At 68.9% G+C, this 17,076-nt stretch carries 20 protein-coding genes; 15 read left to right on the plus strand and 5 right to left on the minus strand.

Annotated elements, in window-relative coordinates; translation table 11 throughout:
* Positions 1-2: 2 nt before the first annotated feature.
* The 4 genes from AB0M51_RS00270 to AB0M51_RS00285 all read left to right on the plus strand — a co-directional run bounded on the left by AB0M51_RS00270 (position 3) and on the right by AB0M51_RS00285 (position 1,853).
* On the plus strand, positions 3-422 hold the full coding sequence (locus AB0M51_RS00270; RefSeq protein ID WP_363747483.1) for a thioesterase family protein: 420 nt from the start codon (positions 3-5) through the stop codon (positions 420-422).
* Positions 423-543: 121 nt separating this feature from the next.
* The gene (locus tag AB0M51_RS00275; protein WP_363747485.1) at positions 544-981 is read left to right on the plus strand and encodes an acyl-CoA thioesterase; all 438 of its coding nucleotides are present in this window, start codon (positions 544-546) and stop codon (positions 979-981) included.
* On the plus strand, positions 978-1,397 hold the full coding sequence (locus AB0M51_RS00280) for a globin (protein WP_344190541.1): 420 nt from the start codon (positions 978-980) through the stop codon (positions 1,395-1,397). The genes AB0M51_RS00275 and AB0M51_RS00280 overlap by 4 nt, the downstream gene beginning before the upstream one ends.
* A 27-nt stretch (positions 1,398-1,424) precedes the next feature.
* Positions 1,425-1,853 carry an OsmC family protein gene (locus AB0M51_RS00285; RefSeq protein WP_209698828.1) on the plus strand — a complete coding sequence of 143 codons (429 nt, stop codon included), beginning with the start codon at positions 1,425-1,427 and terminating at the stop codon, positions 1,851-1,853.
* Between the two features lie 49 nt (positions 1,854-1,902).
* Here AB0M51_RS00285 and AB0M51_RS00290 read toward each other — a convergent pair whose 3' ends face one another.
* Together AB0M51_RS00290 and AB0M51_RS00295 are read right to left on the minus strand one after the other, a co-directional pair.
* A complete protein-coding gene (locus AB0M51_RS00290) occupies positions 1,903-2,898 on the minus strand; it encodes a chitinase (protein ID WP_363747488.1) in 996 nt (331 codons plus the stop codon).
* Positions 2,899-3,009: 111 nt separating this feature from the next.
* Positions 3,010-3,663 carry a mechanosensitive ion channel domain-containing protein gene (locus AB0M51_RS00295; protein WP_363747491.1) on the minus strand — a complete coding sequence of 218 codons (654 nt, stop codon included), beginning with the start codon at positions 3,661-3,663 and terminating at the stop codon, positions 3,010-3,012.
* Positions 3,664-3,815: 152 nt separating this feature from the next.
* Between AB0M51_RS00295 and AB0M51_RS00300 the strand changes: the two genes are divergently transcribed.
* From AB0M51_RS00300 to AB0M51_RS00325, 6 genes are all read left to right on the plus strand, one after another.
* The gene (locus AB0M51_RS00300; protein ID WP_363747493.1) at positions 3,816-4,820 is read left to right on the plus strand and encodes a hypothetical protein; all 1,005 of its coding nucleotides are present in this window, start codon (positions 3,816-3,818) and stop codon (positions 4,818-4,820) included.
* Positions 4,821-4,881: 61 nt separating this feature from the next.
* On the plus strand, positions 4,882-6,999 hold the full coding sequence (gene malQ / locus AB0M51_RS00305) for a 4-alpha-glucanotransferase (RefSeq protein WP_363747495.1): 2,118 nt from the start codon (positions 4,882-4,884) through the stop codon (positions 6,997-6,999).
* Positions 7,000-7,073: 74 nt separating this feature from the next.
* Positions 7,074-7,577, plus strand: a complete 504-nt coding sequence (locus AB0M51_RS00310; protein ID WP_344190516.1) for a hypothetical protein — start codon at positions 7,074-7,076, stop codon at positions 7,575-7,577.
* Positions 7,578-7,746: 169 nt separating this feature from the next.
* Positions 7,747-8,025, plus strand: coding sequence for a hypothetical protein (locus AB0M51_RS00315; RefSeq protein ID WP_344190514.1), 279 nt, complete (start codon positions 7,747-7,749; stop codon positions 8,023-8,025).
* Complete coding sequence (locus AB0M51_RS00320) at positions 8,012-8,413, plus strand: DUF5130 family protein (protein ID WP_344190512.1); 402 nt, start codon at positions 8,012-8,014, stop codon at positions 8,411-8,413. The genes AB0M51_RS00315 and AB0M51_RS00320 overlap by 14 nt, the downstream gene beginning before the upstream one ends.
* Positions 8,414-8,426: 13 nt before the next feature.
* The gene (locus AB0M51_RS00325; RefSeq protein WP_344190510.1) at positions 8,427-9,017 is read left to right on the plus strand and encodes a GNAT family protein; all 591 of its coding nucleotides are present in this window, start codon (positions 8,427-8,429) and stop codon (positions 9,015-9,017) included.
* Here the strand turns inward: AB0M51_RS00325 and AB0M51_RS00330 are convergent.
* On the minus strand, positions 8,999-9,604 hold the full coding sequence (locus AB0M51_RS00330; protein WP_344190508.1) for a hypothetical protein: 606 nt from the start codon (positions 9,602-9,604) through the stop codon (positions 8,999-9,001). The genes AB0M51_RS00325 and AB0M51_RS00330 overlap by 19 nt on opposite strands.
* A gap of 228 nt (positions 9,605-9,832) precedes the next feature.
* On the opposite strand from AB0M51_RS00330, the gene AB0M51_RS00335 reads away from it, so the two are divergent.
* The gene (locus AB0M51_RS00335) at positions 9,833-10,825 is read left to right on the plus strand and encodes an aldo/keto reductase (protein ID WP_363747498.1); all 993 of its coding nucleotides are present in this window, start codon (positions 9,833-9,835) and stop codon (positions 10,823-10,825) included.
* On the opposite strand, the gene AB0M51_RS00340 is transcribed toward AB0M51_RS00335, so the two are convergent.
* Positions 10,822-11,259 (minus strand): hypothetical protein, encoded by a 438-nt coding sequence (locus AB0M51_RS00340; protein ID WP_363747500.1) that lies wholly within the window; start codon positions 11,257-11,259, stop codon positions 10,822-10,824. The two genes, AB0M51_RS00335 and AB0M51_RS00340, sit on opposite strands and share 4 nt — an antisense overlap.
* A gap of 169 nt (positions 11,260-11,428) precedes the next feature.
* The gene (gene pepN / locus AB0M51_RS00345) at positions 11,429-14,002 is read right to left on the minus strand and encodes an aminopeptidase N (RefSeq protein WP_344190502.1); all 2,574 of its coding nucleotides are present in this window, start codon (positions 14,000-14,002) and stop codon (positions 11,429-11,431) included.
* Between the two features lie 111 nt (positions 14,003-14,113).
* Between pepN and AB0M51_RS00350 the strand changes: the two genes are divergently transcribed.
* From AB0M51_RS00350 to AB0M51_RS00365, 4 genes are all read left to right on the plus strand, one after another.
* Positions 14,114-14,728, plus strand: coding sequence for a DsbA family protein (locus tag AB0M51_RS00350; protein WP_344190500.1), 615 nt, complete (start codon positions 14,114-14,116; stop codon positions 14,726-14,728).
* An 81-nt stretch (positions 14,729-14,809) separates the two neighbouring features.
* A complete protein-coding gene (locus AB0M51_RS00355) occupies positions 14,810-15,559 on the plus strand; it encodes a hypothetical protein (protein WP_344190498.1) in 750 nt (249 codons plus the stop codon).
* A 17-nt stretch (positions 15,560-15,576) separates the two neighbouring features.
* On the plus strand, positions 15,577-16,044 hold the full coding sequence (locus AB0M51_RS00360) for a ribose-5-phosphate isomerase (protein WP_344190496.1): 468 nt from the start codon (positions 15,577-15,579) through the stop codon (positions 16,042-16,044).
* 174 nt (positions 16,045-16,218) lie between these two features.
* Complete coding sequence (locus AB0M51_RS00365; RefSeq protein ID WP_344190494.1) at positions 16,219-17,046, plus strand: DNA-formamidopyrimidine glycosylase family protein; 828 nt, start codon at positions 16,219-16,221, stop codon at positions 17,044-17,046.
* The last annotated feature ends 30 nt before the right edge of the window (positions 17,047-17,076 follow it).

The raw sequence follows: 17,076 nt of genomic DNA on the forward strand, positions 1-17,076 counted from the left end.
GTATGAGGAACCGCCACGTCTACCACTGTCCTTTGCGGTGGGGCGACATGGACGCGCTCGGGCACGTGAACAACGGGCGGTACGTCGACTACTTGCAGGACGCGCGCGTCGACTTCCTGTTCCGGACCGCGAAGGAGCTCGGCGCCGACACCCTGGAGACCGGGCTGCTGGTCGCCCGGCACGAGGTCCAGTACCGCGCGCCGCTGCACTTCCGCGCGGAGCCGGTCCGGATCGAGCTCTGGATCAGCGAGATCAGGGCCGCTTCGTTCACCGTCGACTACGAGATCCTGGACGCCGAGCCAGAACGCCGTACCTATGTCGAGGCCCGCACCCGGCTGGTGCCGTTCGACTTCACGGCCAACCGGCTGCGCCGGATCACCCCGGAGGAGCGCACCGCGCTCGAGAAGCTGGTGGGCGCCTGATGGCTGTGCTTTTGGCCGGGCCTTCGGCGCCGGCGTGGTCACGGGGCTGTGACTCCCGGTCTTCCCTCGTCGCTCCGGTCGCTTCGCTCCCTCCGCTCCTCAGTCCAGACCGGGAGGCCCCGTGACCTTCACCTATCCCGTGCTTGTGCGGTGGTCGGACATCGACTCGTACGACCATGTCAACAACGTGCGGTACTTCGACTACCTGCAGGAGGCGCGGATCGCGTTCCTGACCCAGCTGATGGCGGCGACCGGCGACTACTTCGAGCAGTACCCCTGCGTCCTGGTCAGTCAGACGGTGGACTACCTGCGCCCGATCCTGCTCCGGCACCCGCCGTACGACGTGGACGTGTGGATCGCCGCCGTCGGTACGTCGTCGTACACGCTCGGCTCCCGGATCGTCGACCGCAGTGGCGAATCGGAGGACGTGTACGCGAAGGCGGAGTCGGTGATCGTCGCCGTCGACGGCACGACGCACGCGAAACGTCCCCTCGGAGTCGCCGAAAAGGCAGCCCTGCTGAAGCACGTTGTCACACTTGAGAGACTAGATCCGAGATGACTGAGCAGCAGAGCTTCTACGACGCCGTCGGTGGGGCGGACACCTTCCACCGTTTGGTGGCCGCGTTCTACCGCGGCGTTGCCGCCGACCCGGAGCTGCGGGCGATGTATCCGGAGGAGGATCTCGGCCCGGCCGAGGTGCGGTTCCGGATGTTCCTGGAGCAGTACTGGGGCGGTCCGCGGACGTACTCCGAACAGCGCGGGCACCCCCGGCTGCGGATGCGGCACGCCCCGTTCGCCGTCACCCCGAGCGCACGGGACCGGTGGCTCGGCCACATGCGGGCCGCGCTGGACGAGATCGCCCTGACACCCGAGCAGGACGAGCAGATCTGGACGTACATGGTGATGGCCGCGCACAGCATGGTGAACACCGACGAACCCAATTACCCCGGCGCGATCGACGTGTCCGGCCGCTGAATCCCCCTCTAAGGAGAGAACACGAGCATGGCTACCACTCGTACGGCGAAGGCGCACTGGGAAGGCTCGCTGATGGAGGGCGCCGGCCAGGTCGCCCTGGAGTCCTCCGGTGTCGGCACCTACGACGTCACCTGGGCCTCGCGCGCGAACGACGCGAACGGCAAGACCAGCCCGGAAGAGCTGATCGCCGCCGCGCACTCGACCTGCTTCTCGATGGCGCTGTCGCACGCGCTCGCCGGTGCGGGCAAGCCGCCGGCGTCGATCGACACCCAGGCCGACGTGACCTTCCAGCCGGGTGAGGGCATCACCGGCATCAAGCTGTCCGTGAACGGCAACGTCCCCGGCCTGACCGCCGACGAGTTCGCCGAGTTCGCCGAGGGCGCGAAGAAGAACTGCCCGGTCTCGCAGGCGCTGTCCGCCGTCCCGATCACGCTGGACGTCACCTTCACCGCCTGACGGTCCGACAAGAGTGCCCCGGCCGCACCGGCCGGGGCACTCTTGTGTTTCAGCGCCGGTACTGCGCGATCACCTTGGTGAAGTCGTACTCCTGCTGGGAGATCCCGCTGCAGGTGTCGCCGTCGCCGCCGCCCGAGCATTGCCGGTCGCGGTTGACGGCCCAGAACGTGAACCGGGCCAGGTGGTGCTGCTGGGCGTACGAGAGCAGCGTCTTGAAGTCGGACAGCCGGACGGTCTCGCCTGAGTCGTCGGTCTTGCCGTTCATCGACGAGATGCCCATGTGCCGGTACGCCTCGTCGTCGGAGTAGCCGTACGCGCTCTTCAGCCGGCTCTTGAGGCCTTCCTCGGCCTGCTTGGTCAGCGTTGCCATGTTGGTCGAGCCGCCGCCGAAGTCGAACGGCATCAGCACCCAGCCGTCGTTCTGCAGCCCGGCGGCCGCCCCCTTCTTGATCAGGTCCACCCCCAACGCGTCCGGGCCGCCCTGCTCGGTGCCCATCGTGATGTACGTCGTGATGCCCGGGTTCTTGCTCTTCACGATCTTCAGCGCGCCGACCACCCGCTGCCGGGCGGTCGAGCTGTGGAACTCGGTGTCCTCGATGTCGATGTCGATCGCCTTCAGCTGGTAGGCGTCGATCACCTTCTGGTAGGCGCCGGCCAGTGCCGACGCCGAGCTGCACTTCTCGCCGAGCTTGTTGCCGGACCAGCCGCCGAACGACGGGATCACGTCCCCGCCGGCCGCCCGGATGCTGTTGATCGCGGACTGGTCCGAACCGCCGGTCAACGGCCGGCTGCCGTCCCACTTCGGGTTGCAGCCGCCGTCGGACAGTACGAACGCGAGCGTGAACCACTTGTTCCCCGCGGCCTTCATCACGTCGGCGGGCTTCTGCGGGTTCCCCCAGCCGAGATACAGGTACGGCGCCGCGGGCATCGCGGCGGCGTCGGCCTGGACACGCGGGGTGGTCACCGGGTGGGTGCTCGCCTGCGCGACGGATGCGATGCCGGTCGCCAGACACGCGGCGGTCACTGCGCTCACGAGGATCTTCATGACTCTCCTTGGATCGGGGGGCGGTCAGAGTCTCGAATCAATAGGAAGGTTTCCTAATGATTCTGCTCGATCATGACCCTCCGGTCGCAGGGCGTCAACAGCTGCCGTATCTCAGTCCTGGGAGCCGTGCGCCGGTCCCTCGTCGGCCTTGGACTCTTCCTTCTCGGTGCCGGAGCCGACGCCGGAGGAGGCCGCGCTGTTCGGGTCGCGGGTGGTCAGGTTGCCGACCCGCAGCACCTCGCCGTTGCGGACGTACCAGGTCGTGCCGTCCTCGCCGCGCAGCGTGGTGATCCGCAGGCCGACCGCGACCACGACGCCGGTCGCCTTCTCCATGTCGATCAGGTCGCCGACGCCGTACTGGTCCTCGAAGATCATGAACACGCCGGCCAGGAAGTCCTTCACCAGCGTCTGCGCGCCGAAGCCGAGCGCGACGCCGATGATGCTCGCGGACGCGATCACCGGCAGGATGTTGAACCCGAGCTCGGCGAGCACCATCACCACCAGGACGGCGGTGAGCACGATCGTCACCGCGCTGGTCAGCAGCGACGCGATCGTCTCCGCGCGCTGCGCCCGGCGTTCGTTGGCGAGCGTGTTCTCGACGAACTCCTGGCCGCGCTTGGACTTCGCGAGTACGCCGGCCACGGCGCCGTTGCCGGTCCGCCGGGCGAACCGGCGGATGATTTTGTGCAACACCCAGCGGAGCACGAAGAAACCGATGATCAGAGCGGCGATCCGGGCCGGTACGACGATGATCTGATCGGTCATCTTCAGCTTGCCGTCGGAGCCCGTCCGGAAGAAGGTCGGGAACGAGTCCGGCAGCGAAAACAGGGGGTGACTGGCTAGGGACACAAGGTAGCTGGTCAGAATAGGCATCTCGCCGCCTGATGTTAGTAGGGCTGACAAGGAGAAGCGATCGCATGTCGAGCCGGCTGGACGACGAGCTGTCGAGGCTCGTGAGTGCTGGTGTGCTGCGCCAGTACCAGGCCGACTCGATCCGGGACGCGGCCGATGCGGAGATCGACGCGGCGCTCGCGGACCCCGGCCGGCCGCACCCTTCCGCGGCGCCGGCCGAGCCCGAGCCGGTCAAGCGGAAGCCGCCGCCGGTAGCGGTCCATACCAACGCGCTGGTCGAGGTTCTCGGGTACGTCGGCGGCGCGCTGCTGCTCGGCGCCGTCGCGCTCCTGACCTTGGCGAACTGGGGTGAGATGGGGCGTGCCGCGCGGATCAGCACCGGCACCACGGCTGCCGTCGTCCTGCTCGGGGTCGCCGTCGTTCTGGCGGTGCTGGGACGTCGTGCACAGCTGAGTGCGGCGCTCGCCTCGCTCGGGTGCTGCGTGGCCGGGTTCGCGACGTACGTGGCCGTCGAGGGGGAGGCCGGGCGGGTCACCGGGGTGCTGCTCGCGCTCGCGCTGGCGGCCGGCGGACTGTGGTGGCTCAAGGAGTCGTCGTTGCTGGTGGCAACTTTTGGGATCCTCGCCGTCGGTGTGCTGGTGATCACGTCGGACGTCCTGACTCCGGACAGCGGGTCGGCCGCGAACAGCGCGGGCATCGCCGGCACCGGGTTCATCATCGTCGCGTTCGTGTTCGCGATGCTCGGCCTGGTGCGCGATCAGGTGACGTCGTGGTCACTCGCCGGAGCCGCGATGTTCAGCTCGTCGATCTGCTGGCTGGTGCAGGAGCGCGGCGAGATCATGGCGCTCGCCGTCGGTACGGCGGGCCCGGCCGCGCTGCTGGTCGCGTACGGGCGGACCCGGCGCTCGGCGTACGCCGTGGTGGGCTGCGCGATCCTCCTGGTGATCTGGCCGATCTCTCTGTACCAGCTCACGGACAACCTGGCCGGGGTGGCGATCGGCCTGGTCGTCGCGAGCGGCGTACTGCTCCTGGCTGTCCTCATGCTCAGCCGGCGGCGCTCCAACGAGTAGCGGGGTAACGCAACGCGCGCCGTTTGGCCGTACGTGCGGTTGATACGGCAGACTCGCTGGGGTGACAGCTCCCACTCCGGCCCTTGTCGAGCTCGCGGTCGCCCATGGCGTGGCCACGGAGTACTGGAACTGGCAAGGCGAGCATGTGATCGTCTCCAGCGAGGTCGTGTCCGATGTGCTGGCCGCACTCGGTGTCGACGCTTCCACGCCGGAGAAGGCCGCCCTTGCGCTGGCAGAGCACCAGCAGGCGCGCTGGCGCCGTACGCTGCCTGCCACCGTGGTGATGCGCGAGGGCTGGACGCCCTGGTTCGCCGTACACCTGCCGCACGGTTCTACCGCCGAGGTGTGGGTGGACCTCGAGGACGGCGGTCAGCGGCGGGACATCCCGCAGCAGGACCACTGGGTCGAGCCGGAGTGGATCGACGGCGTACAGGTCGGTGAGGCGACGTTCCAGCTGCCGGGAGATCTGCCGCTCGGGTATCACCGGCTGTGCGCGCGGGTCGGCACGAGCCCGGAGATCTCCGTCAGCACGCTGATCGTCACGCCGCGGAAGCTCGAGCCCGAGAAGCTGCCGCGCACCTGGGGCTGGGTCCTTCAGCTGTACTCCGTGCGCTCGCGGCGCTCCTGGGGCATCGGCGACCTCCACGACCTGGGCGACCTCGCCGCGTGGTCGGCGCACGACCTGGGTGCCGGCTTCGTGCTGGTGAACCCCCTGCACGCTGCTGAGCTGGCCGGGCGCATGGAGCCTTCGCCGTACCTCCCGGCGTCACGGCGGTTCGGGAACCCGGTCTATCTGCGCATCGAGGACATCGACGAGTACGGCGACCTCGCGCCGATGGAGCGGGACCAGGTACGGGCGTTGGCGCTGCAGGCGCGGGCGTTGAGCGAGGACTCGACCATGCTGGACCGGGACACCGTGTGGGCCACGAAGCGTGAGGCGCTCCAGGTGCTGTTCCGGGTACAGCCGTCGGTCGGACGGATCGCGGAGTACGGCGCGTACTGCGACCGCGAGAGTCAAGGGCTGATCGACTTCGCGACCTGGGCCGCGATCGCCGACGTCCACGGGCCGGAGTGGAGCAAGTGGCCGGAGGAGTTGCAGGAGCCCACCGCGCCCGCGGTTGTTGCCTTCCGCAACGAGAACCCGGACGCGGTCGAGTTCCACTGCTGGCTGCAGTGGCAGCTGGACGAGCAGCTCGGGCGGACCCAGGCACGGGCGAAGGCGGCCGGGATGGCGCTGGGCGTCGTCCACGACCTGGCTGTCGGAGTGCACCCCGATGGTGCGGACGCCTGGGCCCTGCAGCAGGTGCTCGCGCAGAACATTCACGTGGGTGCTCCGCCGGACGCGTTCAACCAGCAAGGGCAGGACTGGTCGCAGCCTCCGTGGCGCCCGAACGCGCTGGCCGAGACCGGGTACGCCGCCTGGCGGGACCTGGTGCGTGCGGTGATGCGGCACGGCGGCGGGCTGCGGATCGACCACATCCTCGGCATGTTCCGGCTGTGGTGGGTCACGTCGCCGGAACGGCCCACCGAGGGCACCTACGTGCGGTACGACCACGAGGCGTTGGTGGGCATCCTGGTGCTGGAGGCCCAGCGTGCCGGCGTCACCGTCATCGGCGAGGACCTGGGAACTGTGGAGCCGTGGGTGCGCGACTACCTCACCGAACGCGGTGTGCTCGGTACGTCGGTGCTCTGGTTCGAGCGGGACGCGAACGGGAAGCCCCTGGCGCCGGAGCGGTGGCGGGAGCTGTGCCTGGCCACAGTGACGACGCACGACCTCCCGCCGACGGCTGGGTACCTGGCCGGCGACCACGTGGAGCTGCGGAACCGTCTGGGGCTGCTCACGCGTCCTGTGGCCGAAGAGCTCGCTCTTGACGAGGCGGACCGCGACGCGTGGCTCAACGCGCTACGGGAGCGTCACCTGCTCAGCAACACCGACGGGGACGTCGAGCGGATCGTCGAAGCGTTGCACCGGTACGTCGCGCACACGCCGGCGAAGCTGGTCGGCGTCGCGCTGACCGACGCGGTGGGCGAGCGCCGTACGCAGAACCAGCCAGGCACCACCGACGAGTACCCGAACTGGCGGGTGCCGCTCGGCGGGCCGGAAGGCGACCCGGTGCTGGTCGAGGACCTGCCGAACAACCTGCGCCTACGCCGGCTGATCGGCGCGCTGAACATCTAGCGACCGACGTTTCGCCAATATCTTTCACGGGAATTTCACTCCTTGAAAAACCGCCCCGTTTTCGAGGAGTCCCCATGAAAGCTGTGCTCCGTCGGATTCTCGTTCCGCTCGTCGCTGTCGCGGTCGGTCTGCTGCCCGGTGTGGTGGTGATCGAGCAGGCGTCCGCGCTCACCAAGCTGACGCACTCCCAGGCGACGTCGATCTTCCGCGCCGCCGGGATCACCTGGTCGTCCAGCGGCGGGTGTTCCGACCGCTACAACTCCACCTGCACGTCCTTCGAACAGATCAACGACAGCACCGTGTACGGCGTTCGCACGTTGAAGACCGCGAGCGGGTGCGCGATCAACATCACCGGCGGGACCGAGGTCGGTCACGCGAGCGGGACCTACAGCCACTGGAACGGCTACAAGGTCGACATCTCGAAGTACACCTGTGTCGGGAACTACATCCACAACACGTTCACCCGGATCGCCGACCGCGGCGACGGCTACCCGCAGTGGAAGTCCGGCGCCGGCAACATCTACGCGGACGAGGGCAGCCACTGGGACATCACCTACTACAACTGCGGCGGCTGCTGACGAGAACGAACAAGCAACCGCGCTCCGCGCGGGTCGTGGTGAGGTGCGGCGGCTGCTGGCGGGTGCAGGAGCTGCCGCGCTTCGCGTTGTGGTGGGGAGGCTGTTGGGTCTGGTGGTTGCTGGAGGGGCGGTGGACCCTCCGGCAGGCGTGGCGTACTAGGCTGCGGGTGTGATTGCTGAATTGTCCGGGCACTCGTTGCTGGTGTTCGTCGGGATTCCGGTGCTGGTGATCGCGGTGGTGGCGTTGCTGACGTTCGCCTCCTCGATCGCGAACGGGCCGCGGTACCGTCCGGGGCTGTCCTGGTGGGCACCGCCGGTCTGGATCAACGGTCCGACGGCGACCAAGCCCGACCCCGCCAACCTGCCCGAGCTGGACCCCGCTCCGGCTGCCACCGCGACCGCCGCCGGCGTCGCCCGCACGATCGGAGGCGCAAGTGCCAGCTGGTGACGCTTTCACCCCTGACCAGCTCCACGACATCGAGCGCGCGGTCCGGAACGCCGAGGACACGTCCGGCCTGCACTTCTCGGTGTACGTCGGCGGCGCCGACTCGGAGACCCGTCCGTTCGCGGTCGAGCTGCTGAACGAGCTGGACGACCCGGACAACACCGTCCTGGTGTACGTCGACCCGGCCGGCCGCCGGCTGGAGATCGTCACCGGCGAGCGGGCCCGCCGCCAGCTCTCGGACGCGTCCGCCGGCCTGGCCGCGCTGACCATGCAGACGTCGTTCGCGACCGGCGACCTCGCCGGCGGCCTGGTCACCGGAGTCCAGCAGCTCGGCGCGCACGCGCACCAGCCGCCGCTGCTGCACGCCAACAACGAGCCCCACAAGCTCTAGGACCTCAGCGGACATGGCCCCACTGCAGCCGCATCGCATCGAGCTCGGCGATGTGGTCCTCCGCCCGTTCGTCGCGTCCGACGAGGCGGCTGTGGCCAAAGCCCTGGAAGATCCCGGCATCCTGCGCTGGACGGCCGGCACAGCGGTCATCAGCACACCTGCGGGCCTCCGCGCCCGCAGGTGGCTGGAACCCCGCATCGACGGATGGGCGCGCGGCAACGCGGTCTTCGCGATCGCGGACCGCGACACCGACCAGGTGATCGGCAACGTCGCACTCCGCGACGTGCACCGGGTGCCCGATCAAGCGGTCGCGGCGTACTGGGTCAGTCCGCTGGCCCGCGGCCGCGGACTCGGTGCCCGCGCCTTGGACGCCGCGGCCCGCTGGGGCTTCGCCGCCGACGGCCTCCGGCTGCACCGCATCTCCCTGGACCACTCCCTCGTCAACGAGGGGTCCTGCCACGTCGCGCTCCGGGCCGGGTTCCGGCTCGAGGGCGTGATGCGCGACTACTACGTCGAGCCGACCGGACAGCGGCACGACTCCCACCTGCACGCCCGGCTCGCGACGGACGCCGTACCGCAGAGTTCTCAGCCGGCCGGTTCGTAGGTCGGGCACGGGTTCGGGTACGCCGCCTGCGTGCGCGGGTCCTGGCAGAGGTTCACCATCTGCTCGGACGACGTGCCCGGACCGAGGTACACCATCCAGGTCCCGGTGACCGGCGCGAGCGAGCTGTCCTTCAGCCCCGGGTACTGGCCGTTCACCAGCATCGCCTTCGCCGGGATCCCGGCCCGGGTGACCTTCGTGGCGGTCGCCTTCGCGGTGTCTCCCGCGTCGGCCGGATACTTGTCCAGTACGGCGATCCACTCGCCGTGCTTGAACTTCGGCGAGTCCGGGCCGGTGTTCACCGGCGGAGGGGACGTCGTCTGCACCTTGGCGGTCGGCTGTAACGGCTGGGTCTGCGAGACCGGCGGCTTCCGGTCCGCCTTGGTGACGCTCCCGGCGCTCGCGGTCGGCGCCGCGGCCCCGTCGTCGGTGCCCGAACCCATCTGCCGCCCGTCGGCCGTCGGCGCGGCGGTCGTACCGCGCGTCAGGATGACGGCGCACACGGCAAGCAGAGCCAGCCCGGCCACGATGCCCGCGCTGACCGCACTCCGCGACCGCTTCTTCTTCCTGCGATGCCCGACACGTGTCACGACCAGGGCCCCTCCCCAAGAACTCCGGTGCAGCTTAAACCGATCTCCAGGGAAAGTGAGCAGCTTTCAGGTGGCAAGAATCTCTTTCCCACAAGCGAGATCGCGCACCGCGCACAACTCCTCACGATTCGCAGACCAACAATCGTTTGACCTTCGCAGGTAGCGTCCACCCGATCGCTCTGCGAAGGGGCTTGACCTAGACAGCGCTCTAGTTGTTTGGCTGGCCGCATGCGAGAGCTGATGATGGGAAGCGACCCCGCGCGGCAGCGCCGGGTCAGCACGATCGCCCTCGGGGCGATGCTGATGGGAACGGTGACCGACGAGGCGACCTCGTTCGCGATCCTGGACCGGTACGTCGAGGCCGGCGGGACGTTCGTCGACACGGCCAACAATTACGCGTTCTGGGTGAACGGCACCCAGGGCGGCGAGAGTGAGCAGTTGCTCGGACGCTGGCTGAAGAGCCGCGGGGTGGGGGACGAGCTCACGATCGCGACCAAGGTCGGAGGGCGGCCGCCGCAGCCGGCCAAGCAGTTGAGTGAGAACCTGGAGGGGCTCTCGGCGCAGGTGGTCAAGGAGTCGCTGGCCCGCAGCCTGGACAACCTCGGACGCGACCACGTCGGCGTGTACTACGCCCATATCGACGACCTCACCGTCCCGGTCGAACAGCAGGTCGAGACGTTCGGATCGCTTGTCCGGGAAGGACTGGTCGGTCTGGTCGGGCTGAGCAACTACTGGACCTGGCGGCTCGAGCGGTACCGGGCGGTGGCGGCCGAGGCCGGTCTGCCGTCGTACGACGTCCTGCAGTACCACCACACGTACTTCCGGGCCCGGACGGACCTCGGTGGTCTCCGTTCGAAGGACGGGAGCATCGGCGTCGCCGAGGGCAACCTCCTCAGCTACCTGCGCGCCGAGCCCGGTCCCACGCTGGTGGCGTACTCACCGCTGCTCAGCGGCGGATACGTACGAGCCGACAAGCCATTGGACGAGTCTTACGACCACGCCGGTACGAGGGCGCGTAAGAGCGCGCTGGACGAGGTCGTGAAACAGACGGGCGCCACGGCGAACCAGGTGGTGCTCTCCTGGCTGACAGGTGGCGCGATCCCCACTGTGGCACTGGTAGGCGCGTCTTCGGTCGCCCAGCTCGACGAGAGCCTCGCTGCAGCCGACCTGGAGCTCACCCCGGACCAGCGTCAACTGCTGAACGCTGCCGGCAACAACTAGGTGCCCGACGGGATCCCGTCGTACCGGACGGTCGGGCGGGTGTCGAGGGCGTCGTCCAGCCAGCCGTCCACGTCGACCTCCGCGGACAGGATGTGGTTCACGTACGCCGTGCGCTCGTGGCTGAGCACCTCCAGCTCCCACACGCACGGCCCGGCACCGATCGGCGCCGGGCGCAGGTCGTCGACGTCGATCCCGCTGAAGATGCTCAACCGGGACTGGAAGTCCCGTGCCCAGCTCTGCACCACCAGGTAGACACCGTCGGCGCCCAGATGCAGTACGACGACTCCCAGCCCGACAGCGCCCATCGCGTCGTCGAACTCGAGCTGCCGGGTCGCCGTACCCCGGGCGATGTCGACCATCTCGTCGTCCCATTGTCGTCCGCGGGCGGTGACGACGTACGGCTTCACCAGGCGGTTCGGATAGCGCCATGGCATCAGGGGAGTGACGGGGCGGGGTCGGTACGCCTCTGCGAGTCCGGTCAGCGCAACAGCTGCCGCACCAGCCAAGGCGGGGTCAGAGGCGGGCACCGCTCCAGTCTTACCGCACTGCGAGGTTCAAAGCGACAGGGCCGGTCTCACAGTGAGACCGGCCCTGTCAGAGACCTCAGGAGGCTGTGTCGATGGCCTGCGCGGCGATCGCGCGTGTGAGGTCGGCCTGGGCCTCGGTGACGTACCGGAGCGTCGGAGCGTCCACCGACGTCGACTCCGCGGCCAGCCAGCCGGTCAGCGCGTCCAGCGCCGACTGGTCGGCCAGGAGCCGCGGAGACAGGCCCACCAGCACGTTCTCGCCCATCGACGAGCCCAGCCGCGTGTACACGTCCTTGGCCGTGCTCAGGTACTTGTCGACGTACGGCCGCAGCACGTCCTCCTGGCCGGGCTGCTGGAAGCCGAGGATGGTCCGGAACTGCGTCTCGTTCGGCGTGTCCGAGGACTCGACCGCCATCCGCCAGGCCTCTGCCTTCGCCTCCGCGGTCGGCCGGGCGGCCCGGGCCTGGGCGGCCCGCTCCTGACCGGTGATCGTGGTGTCGCGGGTCAGCTCGTCGTCGATCTCGGCGGCACCGATCCGGCCGAGCCGCGCCAGCGCCACGATCAGCGTCCAGCGCAGGTCGGTGTCGACGACCAGGCCTTCCGGCAGGTCCCGGCCGTCCAGCCAGCCCGCCAGCCGCTCGGCACCGGCCTCGGAGAAGACGGCGCCGCTGTACGCGCGGACGAACGCCAACTGGTGGTCACTGCCCGCCGCGGAGCCGGCCACCAGCTCGGACAGCGCCTGCTCGAACTGCGCGCGCAGGGCCGGCCGGTTCTGCGGGGCGGCGTACTGGTTGATCGCGGTGCCGGCCTGGTTGAGCAGCGAGCGCACACCGGTCAGGTCGGTCTCGGCCCGGATCCCGCGCAGCACGATGCCGACGTACTGGCTGGCCGGCATCTCCGCGTCCCGGGTCATGTCCCACGTCGAACCCCAGGCGAGTGCCCTGGGCAACGATTCGGTCAGCTGGTCGATCGACTCCACCAGGGTCGCCCGGGACCGCTCGTCCAACCGGATCTTCGCGTAGGTGAGGTCGTCGTCGTTCAGCAGCACGAGGTCCGGCTGGGTCGCGCCGGTCAGCTCCGGGAGCTCCGTCCGGGCGCCGTCGATGTCCACCTCGAACCGCTCGGTGCGGACCAGGCCCTCGTCGGTACGGCGGTACAGGCCGACCGCGAGCCGGTGCGGCCGCAGTACCGGGAACTTCTCGGTCGCGGTCTGCTCGATCGCGAACGACGTGAACGCGCCTTGCTCGTCGATCGCGAAGTCGGCGCGCAGCGTGTTCACGCCGGCGGTCCGCAGCCAGCGCTCGGTCCAGTCGTCGAGGTCCCGGCCGGACGCCTTCTCGAGCGGCTTCAGCAGGTCGGTCAGCTCGGTGTTCCCGAACGCGTGGTCCTTGAAGTACTCCTTCAGCGCGGTGACGAAGGTCTCCTCACCGACGAACGCCACCAGTTGCCGCAGCGTCGACGCGCCCTTGGCGTAGGTGATGCCGTCGAAGTTCACCTCGACCGCGTGGAAGTCGATCATGTCCGCGGCGATCGGGTGCGTCGACGGCAGCTGGTCCTGCCGGTACGCCCAGTTCTTCCGGGCGTTGCAGAACGTCGTCCAGGCGTCGGCGTACTTCGTCGTCGCGACCACCTGCGCCCAGTGGCTGGCCCACTCCGCGAACGACTCGTTCAGCCACAGGTCGTCCCACCAGGTCATCGTCACCAGATCGCCGAACCACATGTGCGCCAGCTCGTGCAGCACGGTGTTCGCGCGGGCTTCCATCTCCGCGTGCGTCGTCCGGCTGCGGAACAGGTACTCGTCCCGCAGGGTCACGCAGCCCGCGTTCTCCATCGCGCCCATGTTGTACTCCGGCACGAAGGCCTGGTCGTACTTGTGGAACGGGTACGGCGTACCGAACGCCTCCTCGAACAACGCGAAGCCCTGCTTGGTGACCTCGAACAGGTCGTCGGTGTCCAGCGCGCCCTGCAGCGACGGACGGCACAGCAGCGACAGCGGGTACGTCCCGTGCGGGCCTTCGTACACGTCCGTGACCACGTGGTACGGACCCGCGACGACCGCGGTGATGTACGTCGAGATCCGCTCGGTCGGCGGGAACTCCCAGCGCGCCAGCTCCTCGCCGTCCGCGCCCTGGTACGGCGTCGGCTCCGGGGTCGGGGCGTTCGAGATCACGACCCAGCGGGCCGGTGCGGAGACGGTGAAGGTGAACGGGGCCTTGAGATCGGGCTGCTCGAAGGTCGCGAACACCCGGCGGGCGTCCGGCACCTCGAACTGCGTGTAGAGGTAGGTCTCCTTGTCGGCCGGGTCGACCGAGCGGTGCAGCCCTTCACCGGTCCGGGAGTACAGGCAGTCCGCCACCACCCGGAGCTCGTTGCGCTCCGCCAGCCCGTCCAGCTGGATGCGGGCGCCGTCGTAGACCGTGTCCGGATCCAGGGCGGTCCCGTTCAGCGTCACCTCGCGGACCTTGTCCGCGATCAGGTCGGCGAACGTGCTCGCGCCGGTCTCGGCGGCGAACGTGACGGTGGTCACCGACGGGAACGTCGGTGCGCCGGTCGGCGCGTTGGCCAGGTCGAGCTCGATCGCGTAGCTCACGTCACTGACCACAGCCGCACGGGAACGCGCCTCGTCGCGCGTCAGGTTGGTTCCAGGCATGTCCGCATCCTATGCACCTGGTTCTCGGGTTCGCCGAGGGTTTCCCCGCGATATTGGGTATTGGATACCAAGACGGTATCTCGGTTGTTTCAATTTTGTATGATGGTGAATATGACTGCCTACGCTGATTTCTGGTTCGACCCGGCCTGCCCCTGGGCCTGGATGACGTCTCGCTGGATGCTCGAGGTCGAGCAGGTCCGGGACGTGAAGACGACCTGGCACGTGATGAGCCTCGCCGTCCTGAACGACGGCCGGGACGAGCTTCCCGAGGAGTACAAGAGCTTCCTGACCAACGCCTGGGGCCCGGTGCGGGTGCTGATCGCGGCCGAGCAGGCGCACGGCAACGAGGTGCTGCTGCCGCTGTACACCGCGCTCGGGAAGCGGATCCACATTGAGGGCCGCGGCATCGTGGACGGCGTCGACGGGCTGATCCGGGAGGCGCTGGCCGAGGTCGGGCTGCCGGAGTCGCTCGCCGAGGCGGCCGGCACCGACCGGTACGACGACGCGCTGAAGAAGTCGCACCACGCCGGCATGGACCAGGTCGGCATGGAGGTCGGTACGCCGGTGATCTCGGTCGAGGGCACCGCGTTCTTCGGCCCGGTGGTGACGCCCGCGCCCAAGGGCGAGGCGGCCGGCAAGCTCTGGGACGGCGTCCGGCTGGTGGCCGGCACCGAGGGATTCTTCGAGATCAAGCGCACCCGGGACCGCGGCCCGATCTTCGATTGACGGTTCAGGGCTTGAACTGGAGCCGTCACTACGGTGAAAGTTGCTCACTCAGGAATCGTCCAGTCGGTGAGTAGGTTTCAGATGACGTTGACTGCGGGCATTGCGGTGTTCGACCGTCAGACCGGGGAGTTCGTCCAGCAGCAGGACGCCGAGCAGCAGTTCCGCTCGGCGTCCGTGGTGAAGCTGCTGATCGCGCTCGACTTCTTCTGGGACCGCGGTCCGGAGTACGCGGTACCGGACGAAGACCGGGCGCGGCTCGAGGTGATGCTCCGCAGTAGCGACGACGACGCGGCCAGTTATTACTGGGACCAGCGCGACGGTGCCGCGCTGGTGGAGCGCATGGTCGGGCGGCTCGGGCTGACGCACACCGCCGGGCCGCCGGCGAGCCACCCGGGTTTCTGGGGGTACGTCGCCATCACGGCCGCCGACACCGTCCGCATCTACCGGTACCTGCTGGAAGAGGCGCCGGCGCCGGTCCGGGAGTTCGTGATGGGCCAGCTGCACCAGGCGACGCGGAACGGCACCGACGGGTTCGACCAGTACTTCGGGATCCCGTCGGTCTTCGCGCCGGGCTTCAGCATCAAGCAGGGCTGGTCCGGGTTCCACGGCTCCAGCGGCTACAAGACCGACAAGGCGAAGCCTGAGTCCGCGGTTGACCTCGTCAGCGAAGCACTACACACGACGGGCACCGTGGGCGCCGACGACCGCACCATCGTCGCCGTCTACACCCTGCACCCGTGCGGAACGCCGTACGAGCAGGCCTCTGCTGCCGTGACGCAGCTGACCGCTGCCCTGACTGTGCCGGGCGGCGTACGCGCACCGGTGAGCTGACAAGTAGATTGCTGGCCATGCGAGTGCACATCGGCTGTGACCACGCCGGATTCGAACTGAAGAACCACCTCGTGCAGCACCTGACCGCTGCCGGGCATGACGTCGTGGACCACGGTCCGGCGGCGTACGACGCCGTCGACGACTACCCGCCGTACTGCCTGCGCACCGGGCAGGCCGTGGTCGCCGACCCGGGGAGCCTGGGCATCGTGATCGGCGGCTCGGGCAACGGTGAGCAGATCGCCGCCAACAAGGTGAAGGGCGTCCGGGCGATCCTGGCCTGGAGCACCGACACCGCGCGGCTCGGCCGCGAGCACAACAACGCCAACGTGATCAGCGTCGGCGCCCGCATGCACAGCGAGGAGGAGGCCACCGGGTTCGTCGACACGTTCCTGGCGACAGACTACTCCGGTGAGGAGCGGCACACCCGGCGGATCGAGATGCTGGACGGCTACGAGTCGACCGGCGAGCTCCCGCCGCTGCCCTGATCCTGCTGATCGTCGCCCGGTTCGGTCTCCGGAAGCACCGGGCGACGGTGCACCGGCTGCCGGGGCTTGGACACATCCCTCGCCCGCATACTCCGCCCGGTCCCGACCACGGCCGGACTGGCCGGCGAGGCCTTGCCGCCCTTGGAACCACCTGTCGTCCCCATATGAGGAATCATGCCTGAAGGTCACACCCTGCATCGGTTGGCGAACGACGTCTGGGACGCGTTCGGCGGCCGTGCTGTCCGGGCGTCCAGCCCGCAGGGCCGGTTCGCCGACGGCGCCGCGCTGCTCGACGGGCACGTCCTGCGGCAGACCGAGGCCCACGGCAAGCACTTCCTCGCCGACTTCGAAGGCGCCGGCTGGCTGCACATCCACCTCGGGCTGATCGGCACGATGGACATCCGCCCGGCGCCGGTGCCCGAGCCGGTCGGCGCGGTCCGGGTCCGGCTGCAGAACGCCACGTCGTACGCCGATCTTCGCGGCGCGACCGTGTGTGAGGTGATCACCGACGAGGAACGCGACAAACTGCTGAGCCGGCTCGGACCGGACCCGCTGCGCGACGACGCGGACCCGGAGGCGGCCTGGAAGCGGATCCACCGCAGCAAGTTGCCGATCGGGCAGCTGCTGATGAACCAGGACGTGCTCAGCGGGGTCGGCAACGTGTACCGCGCCGAGGTGCTGTTCCGGGCCAAGCTCAACCCGATGACGCCCGGGAACGTGGTGAAGAAGCGCGAGTGGCAGGGGATGTGGGACGACCTGCTCGAGCTGATGAAGTACGGCGTCGAGACCGGGCGGATCGACACCGTCGCCGACGACCACACACCGGAGGCGATGGGCCGCGACCCGCGGCAGGACGACCACGGCGGCGAGGTTTACGTGTACCGGCGCCAGGGGCAACGATGCCACGTCTGCCAGTCGGTGATTCGGACGAAGATCCTCGCGGGCCGTAACTTGTTCTGGTGTCCCAAATGCCAGCGAACCGGTCTCACTCGCAAGAGCTGACAGTCATCGGTTGTGTCTCGAAGTGATGCA

Origin of the sequence: Kribbella sp. NPDC051137, from assembly GCF_040682535.1 — a bacterium.
Taxonomy (GTDB): domain Bacteria; phylum Actinomycetota; class Actinomycetes; order Propionibacteriales; family Kribbellaceae; genus Kribbella; species Kribbella karoonensis.

Excerpts from the sequence above, each read along its gene's own strand:
- AB0M51_RS00355 (WP_344190498.1), top strand. The coding sequence starts at position 14,810 with ATGACGTTGACTGCGGGCATTGCGGTGTTCGACCGTCAGACCGGGGAG.
- AB0M51_RS00335 (WP_363747498.1), top strand. The coding sequence starts at position 9,833 with ATGCGAGAGCTGATGATGGGAAGCGACCCCGCGCGGCAGCGCCGGGTC.
- AB0M51_RS00340 (WP_363747500.1), bottom strand. The coding sequence starts at position 11,259 with ATGCCATGGCGCTATCCGAACCGCCTGGTGAAGCCGTACGTCGTCACC.
- AB0M51_RS00285 (WP_209698828.1), top strand. The coding sequence starts at position 1,425 with ATGGCTACCACTCGTACGGCGAAGGCGCACTGGGAAGGCTCGCTGATG.
- AB0M51_RS00360 (WP_344190496.1), top strand. The coding sequence starts at position 15,577 with ATGCGAGTGCACATCGGCTGTGACCACGCCGGATTCGAACTGAAGAAC.
- AB0M51_RS00365 (WP_344190494.1), top strand. The coding sequence starts at position 16,219 with ATGCCTGAAGGTCACACCCTGCATCGGTTGGCGAACGACGTCTGGGAC.
- AB0M51_RS00310 (WP_344190516.1), top strand. The coding sequence starts at position 7,074 with ATGAAAGCTGTGCTCCGTCGGATTCTCGTTCCGCTCGTCGCTGTCGCG.
- pepN (WP_344190502.1), bottom strand. The coding sequence starts at position 14,002 with ATGCCTGGAACCAACCTGACGCGCGACGAGGCGCGTTCCCGTGCGGCT.
- AB0M51_RS00300 (WP_363747493.1), top strand. The coding sequence starts at position 3,816 with ATGTCGAGCCGGCTGGACGACGAGCTGTCGAGGCTCGTGAGTGCTGGT.
- AB0M51_RS00325 (WP_344190510.1), top strand. The coding sequence starts at position 8,427 with ATGGCCCCACTGCAGCCGCATCGCATCGAGCTCGGCGATGTGGTCCTC.
- AB0M51_RS00290 (WP_363747488.1), bottom strand. The coding sequence starts at position 2,898 with ATGAAGATCCTCGTGAGCGCAGTGACCGCCGCGTGTCTGGCGACCGGC.
- AB0M51_RS00350 (WP_344190500.1), top strand. The coding sequence starts at position 14,114 with ATGACTGCCTACGCTGATTTCTGGTTCGACCCGGCCTGCCCCTGGGCC.
- AB0M51_RS00270 (WP_363747483.1), top strand. The coding sequence starts at position 3 with ATGAGGAACCGCCACGTCTACCACTGTCCTTTGCGGTGGGGCGACATG.
- AB0M51_RS00295 (WP_363747491.1), bottom strand. The coding sequence starts at position 3,663 with ATGACCGATCAGATCATCGTCGTACCGGCCCGGATCGCCGCTCTGATC.
- AB0M51_RS00280 (WP_344190541.1), top strand. The coding sequence starts at position 978 with ATGACTGAGCAGCAGAGCTTCTACGACGCCGTCGGTGGGGCGGACACC.